This window comes from Marinobacter salinisoli (assembly GCF_017301335.1).
GTDB lineage: Bacteria > Pseudomonadota > Gammaproteobacteria > Pseudomonadales > Oleiphilaceae > Marinobacter > Marinobacter salinisoli.
The window spans coordinates 1,558,738-1,574,852 of record NZ_CP071247.1 but is presented as its reverse complement, the minus strand read 5'-3'; the positions used below and the strand labels follow the sequence as shown (position 1 = coordinate 1,574,852).

Annotated in this window: 10 protein-coding genes, 2 tRNA genes and 3 rRNA genes; 1 reads left to right on the top strand and 14 read right to left on the bottom strand. The window is 55.5% G+C overall.

Annotation, left to right across the window (positions count from 1 at the left end):
- Positions 1-87: 87 nt before the first annotated feature.
- The 5 genes from LPB19_RS07130 to LPB19_RS07110 form a co-directional block, all read right to left on the bottom strand.
- Positions 88-873 carry a TatD family hydrolase gene (locus tag LPB19_RS07130; RefSeq protein WP_206645374.1) on the bottom strand — a complete coding sequence of 262 codons (786 nt, stop codon included), beginning with the start codon at positions 871-873 and terminating at the stop codon, positions 88-90.
- Between the two features lie 21 nt (positions 874-894).
- A complete protein-coding gene (gene prfC / locus LPB19_RS07125) occupies positions 895-2,475 on the bottom strand; it encodes a peptide chain release factor 3 (protein WP_206645373.1) in 1,581 nt (526 codons plus the stop codon).
- An 85-nt stretch (positions 2,476-2,560) separates the two neighbouring features.
- Positions 2,561-3,031 carry a ribosomal protein S18-alanine N-acetyltransferase gene (gene rimI / locus LPB19_RS07120; protein ID WP_407943943.1) on the bottom strand — a complete coding sequence of 157 codons (471 nt, stop codon included), beginning with the start codon at positions 3,029-3,031 and terminating at the stop codon, positions 2,561-2,563.
- Between the two features lie 7 nt (positions 3,032-3,038).
- The gene (locus LPB19_RS07115) at positions 3,039-3,851 is read right to left on the bottom strand and encodes a 2-isopropylmalate synthase (protein ID WP_206645372.1); all 813 of its coding nucleotides are present in this window, start codon (positions 3,849-3,851) and stop codon (positions 3,039-3,041) included.
- A gap of 30 nt (positions 3,852-3,881) precedes the next feature.
- Complete coding sequence (locus tag LPB19_RS07110; RefSeq protein ID WP_206645371.1) at positions 3,882-5,432, bottom strand: 2-isopropylmalate synthase; 1,551 nt, start codon at positions 5,430-5,432, stop codon at positions 3,882-3,884.
- A 441-nt stretch (positions 5,433-5,873) separates the two neighbouring features.
- Here LPB19_RS07110 and LPB19_RS07105 point away from each other — a divergent pair, with 441 nt between their 5' ends.
- Positions 5,874-6,518 carry a PEP-CTERM sorting domain-containing protein gene (locus tag LPB19_RS07105; RefSeq protein WP_206645370.1) on the top strand — a complete coding sequence of 215 codons (645 nt, stop codon included), beginning with the start codon at positions 5,874-5,876 and terminating at the stop codon, positions 6,516-6,518.
- Between the two features lie 80 nt (positions 6,519-6,598).
- On the opposite strand, the gene rrf is transcribed toward LPB19_RS07105, so the two are convergent.
- From rrf to ilvC, 9 genes are all read right to left on the bottom strand, one after another.
- Positions 6,599-6,713, bottom strand: a 5S ribosomal RNA gene (rrf, locus tag LPB19_RS07100).
- A gap of 79 nt (positions 6,714-6,792) precedes the next feature.
- Positions 6,793-9,685 (bottom strand): 23S ribosomal RNA (locus LPB19_RS07095).
- Between the two features lie 304 nt (positions 9,686-9,989).
- A tRNA-Ala gene (locus LPB19_RS07090) sits at positions 9,990-10,065 on the bottom strand.
- A gap of 96 nt (positions 10,066-10,161) precedes the next feature.
- A tRNA-Ile gene (locus LPB19_RS07085) sits at positions 10,162-10,238 on the bottom strand.
- 89 nt (positions 10,239-10,327) lie between these two features.
- A 16S ribosomal RNA gene (locus tag LPB19_RS07080) occupies positions 10,328-11,867 on the bottom strand.
- Together the 16S, 23S and 5S rRNA genes with 2 tRNA genes alongside form the textbook arrangement of a ribosomal RNA operon.
- A 512-nt stretch (positions 11,868-12,379) precedes the next feature.
- Positions 12,380-12,931, bottom strand: a complete 552-nt coding sequence (locus LPB19_RS07075) for a protein-methionine-sulfoxide reductase heme-binding subunit MsrQ (protein ID WP_228289236.1) — start codon at positions 12,929-12,931, stop codon at positions 12,380-12,382.
- Positions 12,932-13,032: 101 nt separating this feature from the next.
- Positions 13,033-14,007 carry a protein-methionine-sulfoxide reductase catalytic subunit MsrP gene (gene msrP, locus LPB19_RS07070; protein ID WP_206645368.1) on the bottom strand — a complete coding sequence of 325 codons (975 nt, stop codon included), beginning with the start codon at positions 14,005-14,007 and terminating at the stop codon, positions 13,033-13,035.
- A 106-nt stretch (positions 14,008-14,113) separates the two neighbouring features.
- On the bottom strand, positions 14,114-14,959 hold the full coding sequence (pssA, locus tag LPB19_RS07065) for a CDP-diacylglycerol--serine O-phosphatidyltransferase (protein ID WP_206645367.1): 846 nt from the start codon (positions 14,957-14,959) through the stop codon (positions 14,114-14,116).
- Between the two features lie 89 nt (positions 14,960-15,048).
- The gene (gene ilvC, locus LPB19_RS07060) at positions 15,049-16,065 is read right to left on the bottom strand and encodes a ketol-acid reductoisomerase (RefSeq protein ID WP_206645366.1); all 1,017 of its coding nucleotides are present in this window, start codon (positions 16,063-16,065) and stop codon (positions 15,049-15,051) included.
- Between the last annotated feature and the right edge of the window lie 50 nt (positions 16,066-16,115).

Below are 16,115 nucleotides of genomic sequence, written 5' to 3'. Positions count from 1 at the left end.
CTGAGACAGTGACATCGCCTTGAAAAGCCAGGGCGCGAAGTATACTCGAACGCCCCAGGAAAGCCAACCCTAACGCCCCGGGTTTCGTTATTCCCCTACTTCTCCGGATTGCCAGCCGTAGAGCCGGCGCGCATTGTCCAGTAACTGCGGCGCCAGCGACGCGGCCGAATCGCCCCTCAACTCGGCCAGCGAACCGAGAACGCGCCCCAGATACGCCGGCGAATTCTGCCCGTGGGCGATGCCCTCAGGCGCCATGTCGGGCGCGTCTGTCTCGAGGACCAGGCTCTCCAGCGGCAACCTCGCGACGGCATCCCGCGTTTTCTTGGCCCGAGAATGAGTAATTATCCCGCCAACACCCAGCACACACCCCAGATCCACGAGCTTCTTCCCCTGTTCGTAGCTACCGGAGAAACCGTGAATCAGAGCCCTGCCGGCCCAACCTGAACGCTTCAGAACGCTGTGCACTTCATCGTGGGTGCGAACCGAATGAATGATCAGCGGATACCCTTGCTGCGCGGCAATCTGAACCTGCGCCTCAAACCAAGGCAACTGCTGGCTGAGCTCGCCCTTCAAACGATCCAACCCACATTCGCCCACCGCAACGCACCGCGCCGGATGTTCCCGCAGCGCTGCGTCAAGAAACGTCAGATCGTCGGGATCGTGCTCGGACACAAACCAGGGATGAATCCCTAAGCAGTAGAACACATCATCGAACGACCGGGCCACGTCCTGGACTCGACGCCAGTCGTCACGCCGGACGCCCGGAATTACCAGCCCGACAAGCCCGGCCGCCCGAGCCTTTGCAAGCTCCTCTCCCCGACACCCATCAAAGCGCGGGAAGTCCAGATGACAATGGGCATCTACGAATTGCACGGTACCCCCCGGACGGGCGCGTCAGTGCTCCCGGGTTTTATGGAACTGAATATCCGGATAGCGCTCTTGGGCCAGATTCAGATTCACCATAGTCGGAGCGATGTACGCAAGCCGGTCACTGCCATCCAGTGCCAGGTAGTCGTTGCTCTTGCGCTGGAACTCGTCGAGCTTGCGCTCGTCCGAACAGGTCACCCAGCGGGCAGTGGCTACATTGATCGGCTCGTAGATGGCCTCTACCTTGTATTCACTCTTGAGCCGGGCAACCACCACGTCAAACTGGAGCACACCGACCGCACCAACGATCAGGTCGTTGTTGCGCATCGGCCGGAACACCTGCACGGCACCCTCTTCCGAAAGCTGAATCAGCCCCTTCTGAAGCTGCTTGGCTTTCAGCGGGTCCTTGAGGCGGATACGGCGGAACAGTTCCGGCGCGAAGTTCGGGATGCCGGTGAACTTCATGTCCTCACCCGCCGTGAAGGTATCCCCCAACTGGATGGTGCCGTGGTTATGCAGCCCGATAATGTCGCCGGCAAAGGCCGCATCGGCGTGTTCCCGATCACCCGCCATAAAGGTCAGAGCATCCGAGAAGCGCACTTCCTTGCCGATACGAACATGGCGGGCCTTCATGCCCTGAGCGTAATTTCCGGAAACGATCCGGACGAACGCGATCCTGTCCCGGTGCTGGGGGTCCATATTCGCCTGAATTTTGAAAACAAATCCGGAGAAACCATCTTCCGTTGGCTCCACCTTGCGCTGGTCTGTTTCCCGGGGCTGAGGCGTCGGTGCCCACTCCACCAAGCCATCCAGCATGTGATCCACACCAAAGTTCCCCAGCGCCGTGCCAAAGAACACCGGCGTCAGTTCGCCGGCAAGAAACGCCTCCAGATCAAACTCATGGGAAGCCCCTTTGACCAGCTCGATCTCGTCCCGCAGATCCCCCGCGTAGGCGCCGATCGCCTCATCCAGCTCGGGGTTATCGAGCCCCGAAATAATGCGCTTTTCCTGGATGGTATGGCCTTGCCCGGACTGATAAAGAATCACCTCATCTCGCAACAGGTGATACACGCCCTTGAAGTTCTTGCCCATACCAATCGGCCAGGTGATTGGCGCACAGGCAATCTTCAGGACATCCTCAACCTCGTCCATCAGCTCCACGGGATCCCGGGTGTCCCGGTCAAGCTTGTTCATAAACGTAAGAATCGGCGTGTCTCGGAGGCGAGTTACTTCCATCAGTTTGATGGTTCGCTCCTCGACACCCTTTGCACTGTCGATCACCATCAGACAGGAATCCACAGCGGTCAGTGTCCGGTAGGTGTCCTCGGAGAAATCCTCGTGTCCCGGAGTGTCCAGCAGGTTGACCAACTTGCCACTATAAGGGAACTGCATCACAGACGTGGTCACAGAGATACCACGTTCTTTCTCCATCTCCATCCAGTCTGACTTGGCATGCTGGCCCGACTTCTTTCCTTTCACGGTCCCGGCTTTCTGGAGCGCCTGCCCGAAAAGCAAGACCTTTTCGGTGATCGTCGTTTTACCGGCGTCCGGGTGCGAGATAATCGCGAAAGTGCGGCGCTTGGCCACTTCCTGGGAAAGGTTCGACATAGCTAAAAGGTAACCTGAATCAGATGAGCTTAAGGGCGGGTATTATAGGGGCTAAGGGGAGCCGACGCGAACCAGCGAGAATAGGTTAATCCCGCAGTTCGAGGGCCATCACACGGGCGTCTTCACGCCCGTCTGCGGCAGGATAATACTCGGGGCGGGTGCCAATCTGGCGAAACCCCTCGCTGCGATACAGATGAAACGCCGACTCGTTACTGACCCGAACCTCCAGTATGACCCGCCAGATATGGTCCAGAGCAGCCTCGCCCAGCAGATATCTGAGCAACTTGCGCCCGATGCCCTGCCCGTGTAACTCCGGTGACACGCACAGGTTAAGCAAGTGAGCCTCATCAAACAGGTACGCGACCACCGCAAACCCCACCAGACGCTCCCCATGCCAACCGGTCCAGAGTCGATAGTTACCGCGAAAACTGTCCAGGAAGATGGTTTCGGTCCACGGAAAGGCGTGTCCCTGACGCTCGATTTCCAACACGTCCGGGAGGTCGGCCTCTTGCATGGGCTTGATCACGAGTTCGGGCGCAGCCGGGGAATTCACCACAGAGCATTCAATCCACGAGCGGTTTGAGCATCTGCCACAGAGCTCGCTTCTGATTCGGATCTGAAGCGAGCTCTGTCAATGTCATTGGGAACAAGACATCCGACCGCCGGCCCGCCAGATCATGTAGCCAGTCACCCTCGGCGTCGCGCGGTACCGTTCCCAGAACGATCACTTTCTGGCCCTGCACCTGGGACAGCGCATGGGACAGCACGGAACGCAGGTCTGCCATCGAATTCCCGGGGGCACGGACGTTATTGAATACTGGCCAGCCAATCGGGCCAACCGTTTCGAGCGTCTCTTCGCCGACACTTCTCAGGATATTCTCGGCCAGGCTTTCCTGCAGCTTGAGACTGGCGTCGCTGGACAGGTCAGAAACCAGAACAAAGCGCTGGCCCATCCAAAGCTTCAGGGCCAGCTTGACGGCAGCGGGCTTCGAAACCGTTTTTGTGTTCTCAGCGTCTGACGGCGCCGCCGACTGATCAGCGTCCGGCAGCGGTGAGCTGACCGGCTCTGGCGGCTCCTGCGCAGGGGTGGCCGGCGTAGCCGGAGCAGTTGCTCCATCCACCAGCGCCTGAAGGTTGGAAACCCTGGCCTTCGCCTGCACTCTGTCGGCATGGGCCGGCTTGCTCGGTTGGGCCATCGGCCGATCCGACAGTTGAGGGGCGACGAGCGCTTCGGCATCCATCTCTCCCTCGGACTCGGGCTCATCAAACACGAACTCCGGGCTTGGGGCGGCTCCGGGCAGCGGTTCTCTGGCATACCACAGCCGCACTCCAGCCATACCAAGATAATACTGTCGTTCGTTTTCCGTCTGAATCATAGCGACTGCTCAAACACCGGCGCGATCAATTTATACGTCAGATACCTGAGGATGCTGGCGAATGCCGCCCCGACTGATCAGGTTCAGCGCCTCAATGTACGCTTTCGCGGACGCAATGATGATGTCCGTATCCGAACCAACACCGTTCACAATCCGGCCCCCTCGCTCGAGACGCACCGTGACTTCGCCCTGGGCATCAGTACCACTGGTAATGTTGTTGACCGAGTAAAGCTGCAGGTTGCAGCCGGAATCCACGAGGGACTCAATGGCTTTGAAGGTAGCATCAACAGGGCCACTGCCCTCTGCTTCCACCTTGTGCTCCTTCCCGTCTACCGTCAACGTCAATTCAGCCTTAGGAATCACGCCCGTTTCGGAACACACCCGCATGCAGACCAGCCCGAACCGACCAATATCTTCCTTTTGCCGGGTATCACTGGCGATCGCCTGCAGGTCCTCATCGAAGATCTCATGTTTCAGATCGGCCAGCGCCTTGAAGCGAGTGAAGGCTTCGTTCAATTCGGTTTCTGTCTCGAACTGAATACCCAATTCCAGCAGACGGGTTCTGAAGGCGTTACGCCCGGAATGCTTGCCGAGGACCAGACTGTTGGTATGCCAACCGACGTCTTCCGCGCGCATGATCTCGTAGGTTTCCCGATGCTTCAGTACGCCATCCTGGTGAATGCCGGACTCATGGGCAAAGGCATTAGCACCGACAATGGCCTTATTCGGCTGCACGGGGAACCCGGTAATGGTAGAAACCAGGCGAGAAGCCGGAACGATATGGGAGGTATCAATACCGGTATCGATGTGGAACAGATCCTGACGAGTCCGCACGGCCATCACAATCTCTTCCAGAGAGGCATTGCCCGCGCGCTCCCCCAAACCGTTAATCGTACATTCGACCTGCCGTGCACCGTGGGAAACGGCCGCCAGGGAGTTTGCGACGGCCAAACCGAGATCGTTATGGCAATGCACGGAAAAAATCGCCTTGTCAGCGTTCGGAATCCGGTTCAGCAATTGGCCAATGGTTTCCCCAAACTGTTCTGGAATGGCGTAGCCCACCGTGTCCGGAATATTGATGGTACGGGCACCGGCATCGATGGCGGCCTCGATAATCCGGCACAGAAAATCCAGTTCCGAGCGGCCAGCGTCCTCACAAGAAAATTCGACATCGTCTACATGACTGCGGGCCCGTTTAACCGCCCGAACTGCCTGCTCAACCACCTCATCCGGCTGCATCTGCAATTTATGCTTCATATGGATAGGAGAGGTGGCAATAAAGGTGTGGATACGACCTCGGGCGGCAGGCTGAATGGCCTCCGCCGCGCGGTCTATGTCTTTATCCAGAGCTCGGGCAAGACTACAAACGGTAGACTCCTTGATGGTCTCGGCAATGGCCTTTACCGCCTCAAAATCACCCTGGCTGGCGATCGCGAAGCCTGCTTCGATAACGTCCACCCGCAGTTTCTCCAGCGCTTTGGCAATACGGAGCTTTTCCGTCTTGTTCATCGTCGCGCCGGGGCTCTGCTCCCCGTCCCGGAGAGTGGTATCAAATATAACCAGGTGATCGTTGGTGGACATTCCTCGACTCCATCAAAAATACTGTCTCATGATCGCAGGAGTATATCACTGAGGAGACATTCCTGCGGCACATCAAAAGTAAGCGCTGGATTGAAGCCGACAGCATCTTAACTCCCTGGACCAACAGCCTTAATAAAATCCCGGAAGTGCACTGACCGGCATTACTTCAGTTCAGGTCGAATGGATGGCTCGTCCAGGCCCAGCAACCGCACAATGCAGACGCCCCCACCCGACACCACGGCTTTACAAGTTTGTGAACCCTTTCGCAGTCAAGATCAACCACCGCCTAAAATATGTACTAGAGTTATACACGCAATACCAAGACAACCTTTAACCCGAATTTGCCACCAAACGAACTCTTCGGGAAAAATATCTGCCACTGCCATCCCTACACGGAAGTACTGAGGTCTTGCTAGGTTATGGCCATTGAGAGGCCCCATCATGGACAAGGCACCCAAAGCCATCACAGCGTCTCAGACCGCTGTGATATTCATCTCAACGTTGTTACTGAGCAGCAACCTGCCAGCAGCCGTCATCATTGACTCCATCCGGGCCGATTACCAGACTGGGGCCTACTTCAAACTCAATTTCGATGACACTCCCTACGGTCCGTTACCCTATGGCCCCGATGACATCGACCTCACCACAGTGACCAGCCTTGAGTGGACCTTCCCCACCCCAACAGGCGGTAGCGTTCAGGTTGACATGGCCGACTTTACCAACGGTTATATCGGTGCGCGCATTGAATCAACAGGGGAAGTGTCAATCACCAGCTTTTTCCTCACCTTTGCCCAGGGCGACCTAACCAGCGTCAACGACTACTACCTTGATATCACCAACGCCGGCATGGCACTCGAATTCTGCCCACCGCCCTTCGGCTGCACCAATGGCACGTCGTCCGCCTATTGGGAGGCCCCCTCGCCGGCCTACACGGTGGCTTCCAGAGCAGCCCCCACCTCAGATGTACCAGAACCCAGAACGCTGGCATTACTTGGGCTAGGGTTATTGGCCTTGGGAGCAACACGTACTTTTTCGAGGGACAACAACCGACGACTCTTCGGCGAACCGGCCTTGGCAAAAATCTAAACCGAAAGGCTCTCCAAGCCTTTTCTCCCGGCAATAAAAAACCCCCGGCAGCGGAGCTGTCGGGGGTTTTGGTATTAAGAGTCTGACGATGACCTACTCTCGCATGGGCAATGCCACACTACCATCGGCGCAGGCCTGTTTCACTTCTGAGTTCGGGATGGGATCAGGTGGTTCCGGGCCGCTATGGTCGTCAGACAAAACGGTTGATCACTGGGAAGGACGAGATGGACTGTGATGTTGATTTCGCGTTATCCGCAATTGTCTTGGGTGTTATATAGTCAAGCCGCACGAGCAATTAGTACCGGTTAGCTCAACGCCTCGCAGCGCTTACACACCCGGCCTATCAACGTCCTGGTCTTGAACGGCTCTTTAGGGACCTCGAGGGTCCAGGGAGATCTCATCTTGGAAGGGGCTTCCCGCTTAGATGCTTTCAGCGGTTATCCTGTCCGAACATAGCTACCGGGCAATGCGTCTGGCGACACAACCCGAACACCAGAGGTTCGTCCACTCCGGTCCTCTCGTACTAGGAGCAGCTTTCCTCAAATCTCCAACGTCCACGGCAGATAGGGACCGAACTGTCTCACGACGTTCTAAACCCAGCTCGCGTACCACTTTAAATGGCGAACAGCCATACCCTTGGGACCGGCTTCAGCCCCAGGATGTGATGAGCCGACATCGAGGTGCCAAACACCGCCGTCGATGTGAACTCTTGGGCGGTATCAGCCTGTTATCCCCGGAGTACCTTTTATCCGTTGAGCGATGGCCCTTCCATACAGAACCACCGGATCACTATGACCTGCTTTCGCACCTGCTCGACGTGTCTGTCTCGCAGTTAAGCGGGCTTGTGCCATTACACTAACCGCATGATGTCCGACCATGCTTAGCCCACCTTTGTGCTCCTCCGTTACGCTTTGGGAGGAGACCGCCCCAGTCAAACTACCCACCACACAGTGTCCTCATCCCCGATAAGGGGACCAAGTTAGAACCTCAAACATGCCAGGCTGGTATTTCAAGGTTGGCTCCACCACCACTGGCGTGATGGTTTCAAAGCCTCCCAGCTATCCTACACAAGCATGCTCAAAGTTCACTGTGAAGCTATAGTAAAGGTTCACGGGGTCTTTCCGTCTAGCCGCGGATACACCGCATCTTCACGGCGATTTCAATTTCACTGAGTCTCGGGTAGAGACAGCGCCCCCATCGTTACGCCATTCGTGCAGGTCGGAACTTACCCGACAAGGAATTTCGCTACCTTAGGACCGTTATAGTTACGGCCGCCGTTTACCGGGGCTTCGATCAAGAGCTTCGCACGAATGCTAACCCCATCAATTAACCTTCCGGCACCGGGCAGGCGTCACACCCTATACGTCCACTTTCGTGTTTGCAGAGTGCTGTGTTTTTAATAAACAGTCGCAGGGGCCTGGTATCTTCGACCGGCTTCCGCTCCACCCGCAGGGGCTTCACGTACACACCGGCGTGCCTTCTCCCGAAGTTACGGCACCATTTTGCCTAGTTCCTTTACCCGAGTTCTCTCAAGCGCCTTGGTATTCTCTACCTGACCACCTGTGTCGGTTTGGGGTACGGTCTCGAATCACCTGAAGCTTAGAAGATTTTCCTGGAAGCATGGCATCAATGACTTCCCGCTCAATGAGCAGTCGTCGTCACGTCTCGGAATTGAGGACCCGGATTTGCCTAAGCCCTCTTCCTACTCGTTTAAACCGGGACAACCGTCGCCCGGCTCACCTAGCCTTCTCCGTCTCTCCATCGCAGTGATCCAAGGTACGGGAATATTAACCCGTTTCCCATCGACTACACCTTTCGGTCTCGCCTTAGGGGCCGACTCACCCTGCGCCGATTAGCGTTGCGCAGGAACCCTTGGTCTTCCGGCGTGCGGGTTTTTCACCCGCATTGTCGTTACTCATGTCAGCATTCGCACTTCTGATACCTCCAGCATGCTTCTCAACACACCTTCGCAGGCTTACAGAACGCTCCCCTACCCCGCATACAAAGTATGCAGCCGCAGCTTCGGTGACCAGTTTGAGCCCCGTTACATCTTCCGCGCAGGCCGACTCGACTAGTGAGCTATTACGCTTTCTTTAAAGGGTGGCTGCTTCTAAGCCAACCTCCTAGCTGTCTGAGCCTTCCCACATCGTTTCCCACTTAACTGGTACTTGGGGACCTTAGCTGGCGGTCTGGGTTGTTTCCCTCTCCACGACGGACGTTAGCACCCGCCGTGTGTCTCCCGGATAGTACTCACTGGTATTCGGAGTTTGCATGGGGTTGGTAAGTCGAGATGACCCCCTAGCCCAAACAGTGCTCTACCCCCAGTGGTATTCGTCCGAGGCGCTACCTAAATAGCTTTCGGGGAGAACCAGCTATCTCCGGGCTTGATTAGCCTTTCACTCCGATCCACAAGTCATCCCCTGGCTTTTCAACGACAGTGGGTTCGGTCCTCCAGTGCCTGTTACGGCACCTTCAACCTGCTCATGGATAGATCGCCCGGTTTCGGGTCTATGCCCAGCGACTAAGTCGCCCTATTCAGACTCGGTTTCCCTACGGCTCCCCTAGATGGTTAACCTCGCCACTGAACATAAGTCGCTGACCCATTATACAAAAGGTACGCCGTCACCCAACAAGTGGGCTCCGACTGCTTGTACGCATACGGTTTCAGGATCTATTTCACTCCCCTCACAGGGGTTCTTTTCGCCTTTCCCTCACGGTACTGGTTCACTATCGGTCAGTCAGGAGTATTTAGCCTTGGAGGATGGTCCCCCCATATTCAGACAGGATATCACGTGTCCCGTCCTACTCGATTTCACCAGACTCAGGTTTCGGATACGGGGCTATCACCCACTATGGCGGCACTTTCCAGAGCCTTCTCCTACCAGTTGTCTAGCTTAAGGGCTAGTCCCCGTTCGCTCGCCGCTACTAAGGGAATCTCGGTTGATTTCTTTTCCTCGGGGTACTTAGATGTTTCAGTTCCCCCGGTTCGCCTCTTACACCTATGTATTCAGTGTAAGATACCGACCCGAAAGTCGGTGGGTTTCCCCATTCAGAGATGTCCGGATCACAGCTCGTTTGCCAGCTCCCCGAACCTTATCGCAGGCTTCCACGTCTTTCATCGCCTCTGACTGCCAAGGCATCCACCGTATGCGCTTAGTTGCTTGACTATATAACCCCAAAACAACTGATCACGACCGAGCATCACCACCAGGCAAGCCTGATATTGATTCCCACTCGAGACCGTCATTCGAAGCTATAAACAACCACTTCAACGACACACCGGATAACGCTTGAAATCGTTATCACTTTGAACATTTTCTCTCGGAGATAATGAGAGAAAAATATTCGTCTATCTCGTCCAATTTGTTAAAGAGCAAATCTGACCCAGTGATCAGAAAGAAGAGCTTCACAGTGGAAACGCTTGTTTCTGGACACTGCCAATCCGGCGCCGCCGAATCGATCAGTTAAGTTTGGTGGAGCTAGGCAGGATCGAACTGCCGACCTCCTGCGTGCAAGGCAGGCGCTCTCCCAGCTGAGCTATAGCCCCAATTCAGCTACTGCGAAAATTGTGTAGATCCAGGCGTCGTTTGGTGCCGCCTAGCCTGCTAGGCAAGCCATTCGACAACGACGAGCTACGCAATTTTGGTGGGTCTGGGTGGACTTGAACCACCGACCTCACCCTTATCAGGGGTGCGCTCTAACCACCTGAGCTACAGACCCAATGGCATGGGCCTGCTAGACCCGTTGCTCTCTTTAATTAGCCAACCAAGTAATTCGTGTGGACTCTGACCGAAGCGTTCGGCTTCGTTTAAGGAGGTGATCCAGCCGCAGGTTCCCCTACGGCTACCTTGTTACGACTTCACCCCAGTCATGAACCACACCGTGGTAATCGTCCTCCCGAAGGTTAGACTAACTACTTCTGGTGCAATCCACTCCCATGGTGTGACGGGCGGTGTGTACAAGGCCCGGGAACGTATTCACCGCGACATTCTGATTCGCGATTACTAGCGATTCCGACTTCACGCAGTCGAGTTGCAGACTGCGATCCGGACTACGATGCGTTTTGTGAGATTAGCTCCCCCTCGCGGGTTTGCAGCCCTCTGTACGCACCATTGTAGCACGTGTGTAGCCCTGGCCGTAAGGGCCATGATGACCTGACGTCATCCCCACCTTCCTCCGGTTTGTCACCGGCAGTCTCCCTAGAGTTCTCAGCCGAACTGCTAGCAACTAGGGATAGGGGTTGCGCTCGTTACGGGACTTAACCCAACATCTCACGACACGAGCTGACGACGGCCATGCAGCACCTGTCACTGCGTTCCCGAAGGCACCAATCTATCTCTAGAAAGTTCGCAGGATGTCAAGGCCAGGTAAGGTTCTTCGCGTTGCGTCGAATTAAACCACATGCTCCACCGCTTGTGCGGGCCCCCGTCAATTCATTTGAGTTTTAACCTTGCGGCCGTACTCCCCAGGCGGTCTACTTAGTGCGTTAGCTGCGCCACTAAAGATTCAAGATCTCCAACGGCTAGTAGACATCGTTTACGGCGTGGACTACCAGGGTATCTAATCCTGTTTGCTCCCCACGCTTTCGCACCTCAGTGTCAGTGTTGGTCCAGGTAGCCGCCTTCGCCACTGGTGTTCCTTCCTATATCTACGCATTTCACCGCTACACAGGAAATTCCACTACCCTCTACCACACTCTAGTCTGACAGTTCGAAATGCCGTTCCCAGGTTAAGCCCGGGGCTTTCACATCTCGCTTATCAAACCACCTACGCGCGCTTTACGCCCAGTAATTCCGATTAACGCTTGCACCCTCCGTATTACCGCGGCTGCTGGCACGGAGTTAGCCGGTGCTTCTTCTGTAGGTAACGTCAAGCCTCACGAGTATTAGTCGCAAGGTTTTCCTCCCTACTGAAAGTGCTTTACAACCCGAAAGCCTTCTTCACACACGCGGCATGGCTGGATCAGGGTTTCCCCCATTGTCCAATATTCCCCACTGCTGCCTCCCGTAGGAGTTCGGGCCGTGTCTCAGTCCCGATGTGGCTGATCATCCTCTCAGACCAGCTACGGATCGTCGCCTTGGTAAGCCTTTACCTCACCAACTAGCTAATCCGACTTAGGCTCATCTGATAGCGCAAGGTCCGAAGATCCCCTGCTTTCCCCCGAAGGGCGTATGCGGTATTAATCCGAGTTTCCCCGGGCTATCCCCCACTACCAGGCAGATTCCTAAGCATTACTCACCCGTCCGCCGCTCGTCAGCGGGTAGCAAGCTACCCCTGTTACCGCTCGACTTGCATGTGTTAAGCCTGCCGCCAGCGTTCAATCTGAGCCATGATCAAACTCTTCAGTTTAAATCATATAGCGATCCGAAAATCGCAAATCTTGCTCAAGACAAAACTCAATTTCGACGAGTCACTGTCCTGATATTTCATGTCCGAAATACCTCGGCCAGCGCCCACACGAATTACTTGGTTAACTTTTTAAAGAACGTTGAGCCGTTGCTCAATCAAGGCCGCGTATTCTACATCGAATCCCGACCCTGTCAACCGTTGTTTTGAAGTAATTTTCGAAGCTCTCAACAAACTTCCAAACCACTCAAACCGTCCGGCTTGCTCCGAAGAGCGAGGCGCGCATTCTACAGTGAATCGCCACCTTGTCAATCGCTTTCTTGAAGAATCTTTAAAACCATTTTCTTCAACAATTTCAATCAACTACCTCTGAAAATCCGCGCCTTGCCGGCGCCGTGTCCCTCAGAAGTGGTGCGCATTCTACAGGCCACAGGCAGACTGTCAACGCGCTTTTTTAACATTTCTTACGATGCTTCGGTTTCCCCCTATACCCACCCCGCCAAACCGATCAAAGATCACCCAACTCGGTCACTATTTGCCCGACTATTGCTCGCTGTAAGGGGTAACAAACCTCTCCAGCCATTCCAGCGCCAGCGAAACCACAGGAGAACCGCGATCAAAAGCCCATAAACCAGCATTTCGCCGATATCACTCCGGGCCTGCCAGACAAAATGCACCCAAGCTGCGACAACGGAGAGGTAGGCAAGACGATGCAACCTTTTCCAGTTCGGACCCAATCGCCTCATCATGCCCCTGGTCGAGGTCAACGACAGCGGAATCAGCACAAGGAACGCAACTGACCCCGCAATAATGTAAGGACGCGTGGTGAACGTCGCCCAGAGGTCTTGCCACCCCACCATAAACTGGAGAAACGACAAAACATGCAGACAGGCATAAAAGAAAGCACATAGCCCGAGCATCCGGCGAATACGCACCCAACCAACCCATCCGGTCCAACGCTGCATGGGCGTCATACACAGGGTTGCGATGAGCAACTGCAAGGCAGCAAGCCCCAGAGCCTGAGTAAGCTCCTGACCCGGATCCGGCCCGAGGAGCCCTGCTGCCATCCGCCACACCAACCAAGCCAGGGGAAGCAATGCGACCAACGCCGCGGATAAACGAAAGCCCAATAAAAACCGCCGGCTTCGCACCAAGCCAGTTGATCGCATCAGTAGTTTTGCCGCAGGTCCATACCCTTATACAGGTGCGCAACCTGCTCACCGTATCCGTTGAACTTTTGCGTCTCTACCCAGTTAGGACTGAGCAAACCTGAAGGCAACCGACGCTCCCGCTTCTGGCTCCAGCGGGGGTGATCCACTTCTGGATTCACGTTCGCGTAGAAACCGTACTCCTGAGGGGCGATCATTTCCCAGGTCGTTGCCGGCTGCTCCTCCTGGAACCGTATTCGGACGATGGACTTGATGCTTTTAAACCCGTATTTCCAGGGCACCACAAGCCGGAAGGGTGCGCCGTTCTGGTTTGGCAGTGTTTTGCCGTACAAGCCAACGGTAAAGAAGCTAAGCTCGTTCATCGCCTCATCCATTCGGAGGCCTTCCCGATAGGGCCAGTCAACGGTACTGAACAGAGACCGCTGCCCGCGCATTTGATCAGGATCGTGCAGGGTTTCGAAATAAACGTATTTCGCCCGGGAATTGGGCTCAAAACGCTTGAGCATGTCCGCCAATGGAACACCAATCCAGGGAATCACCATAGACCAGGCTTCAACACAGCGAAGGCGATACACGCGCTCCTCCAGTGCATGGGGCTTCAGCAGGTCCTCCAGAGCATAGGTGCCAGGCCGGTCACACTCACCATCAACCTGCACCGACCAGGGGTCCACGCTCATCTCGTGCGCATAGCGCGCAGGATCGTCTTTAGCGGTTCCGAACTCGTAGAAATTGTTGTATCGGACTACGTCTTCGAAGGGCGTCTTGTCCTCATCCGTCGAAAAGGCCGGTGCCGGTGTGTACTCGAGTTCTTTAAGATCGGCGGGGCGAAATGCTGCGGACAATCCGAGGGGCGCGCAAAGCCCCGCAGTGCCAAGGGCCAAGCCAGCCATAAATTTCCGGCGATTCAGAAATACGCGCTCGGGGGTGACTTCAGAGTGAGAGATGGTCCAGGAAGGGCGCCTGGGGATAAGCATCGGCATTCTCCGGTTCAGCCATTCGATTTACACGAACTGACGCAGATAACCGGAGCCTGCCTGCAACAAACTCCCGACCAGCAATCGTCGGGAATGCACTTTTCAATCAGCCAGTCGCTGAGCGACGTGGTTTTTTCCGAAAGATGGCTCGGACAGGCCCGGACAGCGCATACGCCAGGAATATGCTGAACAGTACGGTGGCGGGATCCAGAGCGACCACTACAAAGATCAGCACAACCAACAGAATAGCAGCAAAAGGCACACGCCCTCTGAGATCCAGATCTTTGAAGCTTCTGTAGAAAATATTGCTGACCATCAATATGCCGGTACCACCGACAACCAACATGGTTAACAACGTCAGCCACGAGGCCGGCTCAAACTGATGGAAACACCACACCAACCCCGCCACGCAGGCTGCCGCTGACGGACTCGCCAGGCCGACAAAGTACTTTTTGTCCACGGAGCCGATCTGGGTGTTAAAGCGAGCCAACCGAAGGGCGGCCCCGGCGACATAGATGAAGGTAATTGCCCAACCGACCTTGCCGAGGCTATTCAGGGACCAGAAAAAGGCCACCAGCCCGGGCGCCACACCAAACGCGACCATATCCGCCAGCGAATCGTATTCTTCGCCAAACTTGCTCTGCGTATTGGTCATTCGCGCTACGCGACCATCGAGCCCATCGAGAATCATCGACACGAAAATCGCAATGGCGGCGTTGTCGAATACCCCATTGGCCGCAGAGACGATCGCATAGAAACCGGAAAACAACGAAGCTGTTGTCAGCGCGTTGGGCAACAAATAGATGCCTTTGCGGCGAACCGGGGCACCTTCAACCAACTCTTCCTCGACGACTTCACCTACTTCCAGCTCATCTTCTGCGGCTTGCTTTTCTGCGTTTGCCGACGGAGCGTTTTCAGGCTCCAGATCGGCGGATTTCTTTTCGTCAGTCATTCCCATCACTCCGGAAAGCGTTCGGGCGGAGTATATACGAAAAACGCGGCTACCCGAGCCGCGCTTTCCCGAACTGTTCGAATTCCCGATCAGTTCTTTTCTTTATCTACGATCTTGTTCGCAGAGATCCACGGCATCATGCCACGCAACTTCTCACCCACCACCTCAATTTCATGGGCAGCGTTCTGGCGACGGCGAGCCGTCATGGACGGATAGTTCAGAGCCCCCTCAGAGATGAACATCTTCGCGTACTCACCGCTCTGGATACGCTTGAGTGCGTTGCGCATGGCTTCGCGAGACTGCTCGTTGATGACCTCTGGGCCAGTCACGTACTCACCATACTCCGCATTGTTGGAGATGGAGTAGTTCATGTTGGCAATACCGCCTTCGTACATCAGGTCAACGATCAGCTTAAGCTCATGCAGACACTCGAAGTACGCCATTTCCGGTGCGTAGCCCGCTTCGGTCAGGGTTTCGAAGCCGGCCTTGACCAGCTCAACTGCACCACCACACAGAACCGCCTGCTCACCGAACAGGTCGGTTTCGGTCTCGTCCTTGAAGGTGGTTTCGATAATGCCGGTGCGGCCGCCACCTACGCCAGAAGCGTAAGACAGAGCCAGGTTCTTGGCGTTGCCAGAGGCATCCTGGAAGATGGCGATCAGGTCAGGAATACCACCGCCCTTGGTGAACTCGGTACGAACGGTATGGCCGGGCGCCTTGGGTGCAACCATGATGACATCCAGATCCTTACGGGGAACGATCTGGTTGTAGTGGATAGCAAAGCCGTGAGCGAATGCCAGGGTAGCGCCCTGCTTCAGGTTCGGCTCGATTTCGGCTTTGTACAGCTGGGCCTGGAATTCATCCGGAGTCAGGATCATGACCACATCAGCCGCCGCTACTGCAGACGGTACGTCACTGGTCTTCAGGCCATAGGCTTCAGCCTTGGCGATGGACGAAGAACCCGGGCGCAGGCCCACGGTGACGTCAACACCAGAATCTTTCAGGTTGCACGCGTGCGCGTGGCCCTGAGAACCGAAACCGATGATGGCAACTTTTTTGCCCTGGATGATGGAAAGATCGCAATCCTTATCGTAATAAACCTGCATGTGAAACCTCTATTCTTAATATTGCCCTCACCGGGCCACGTGTTAAATTT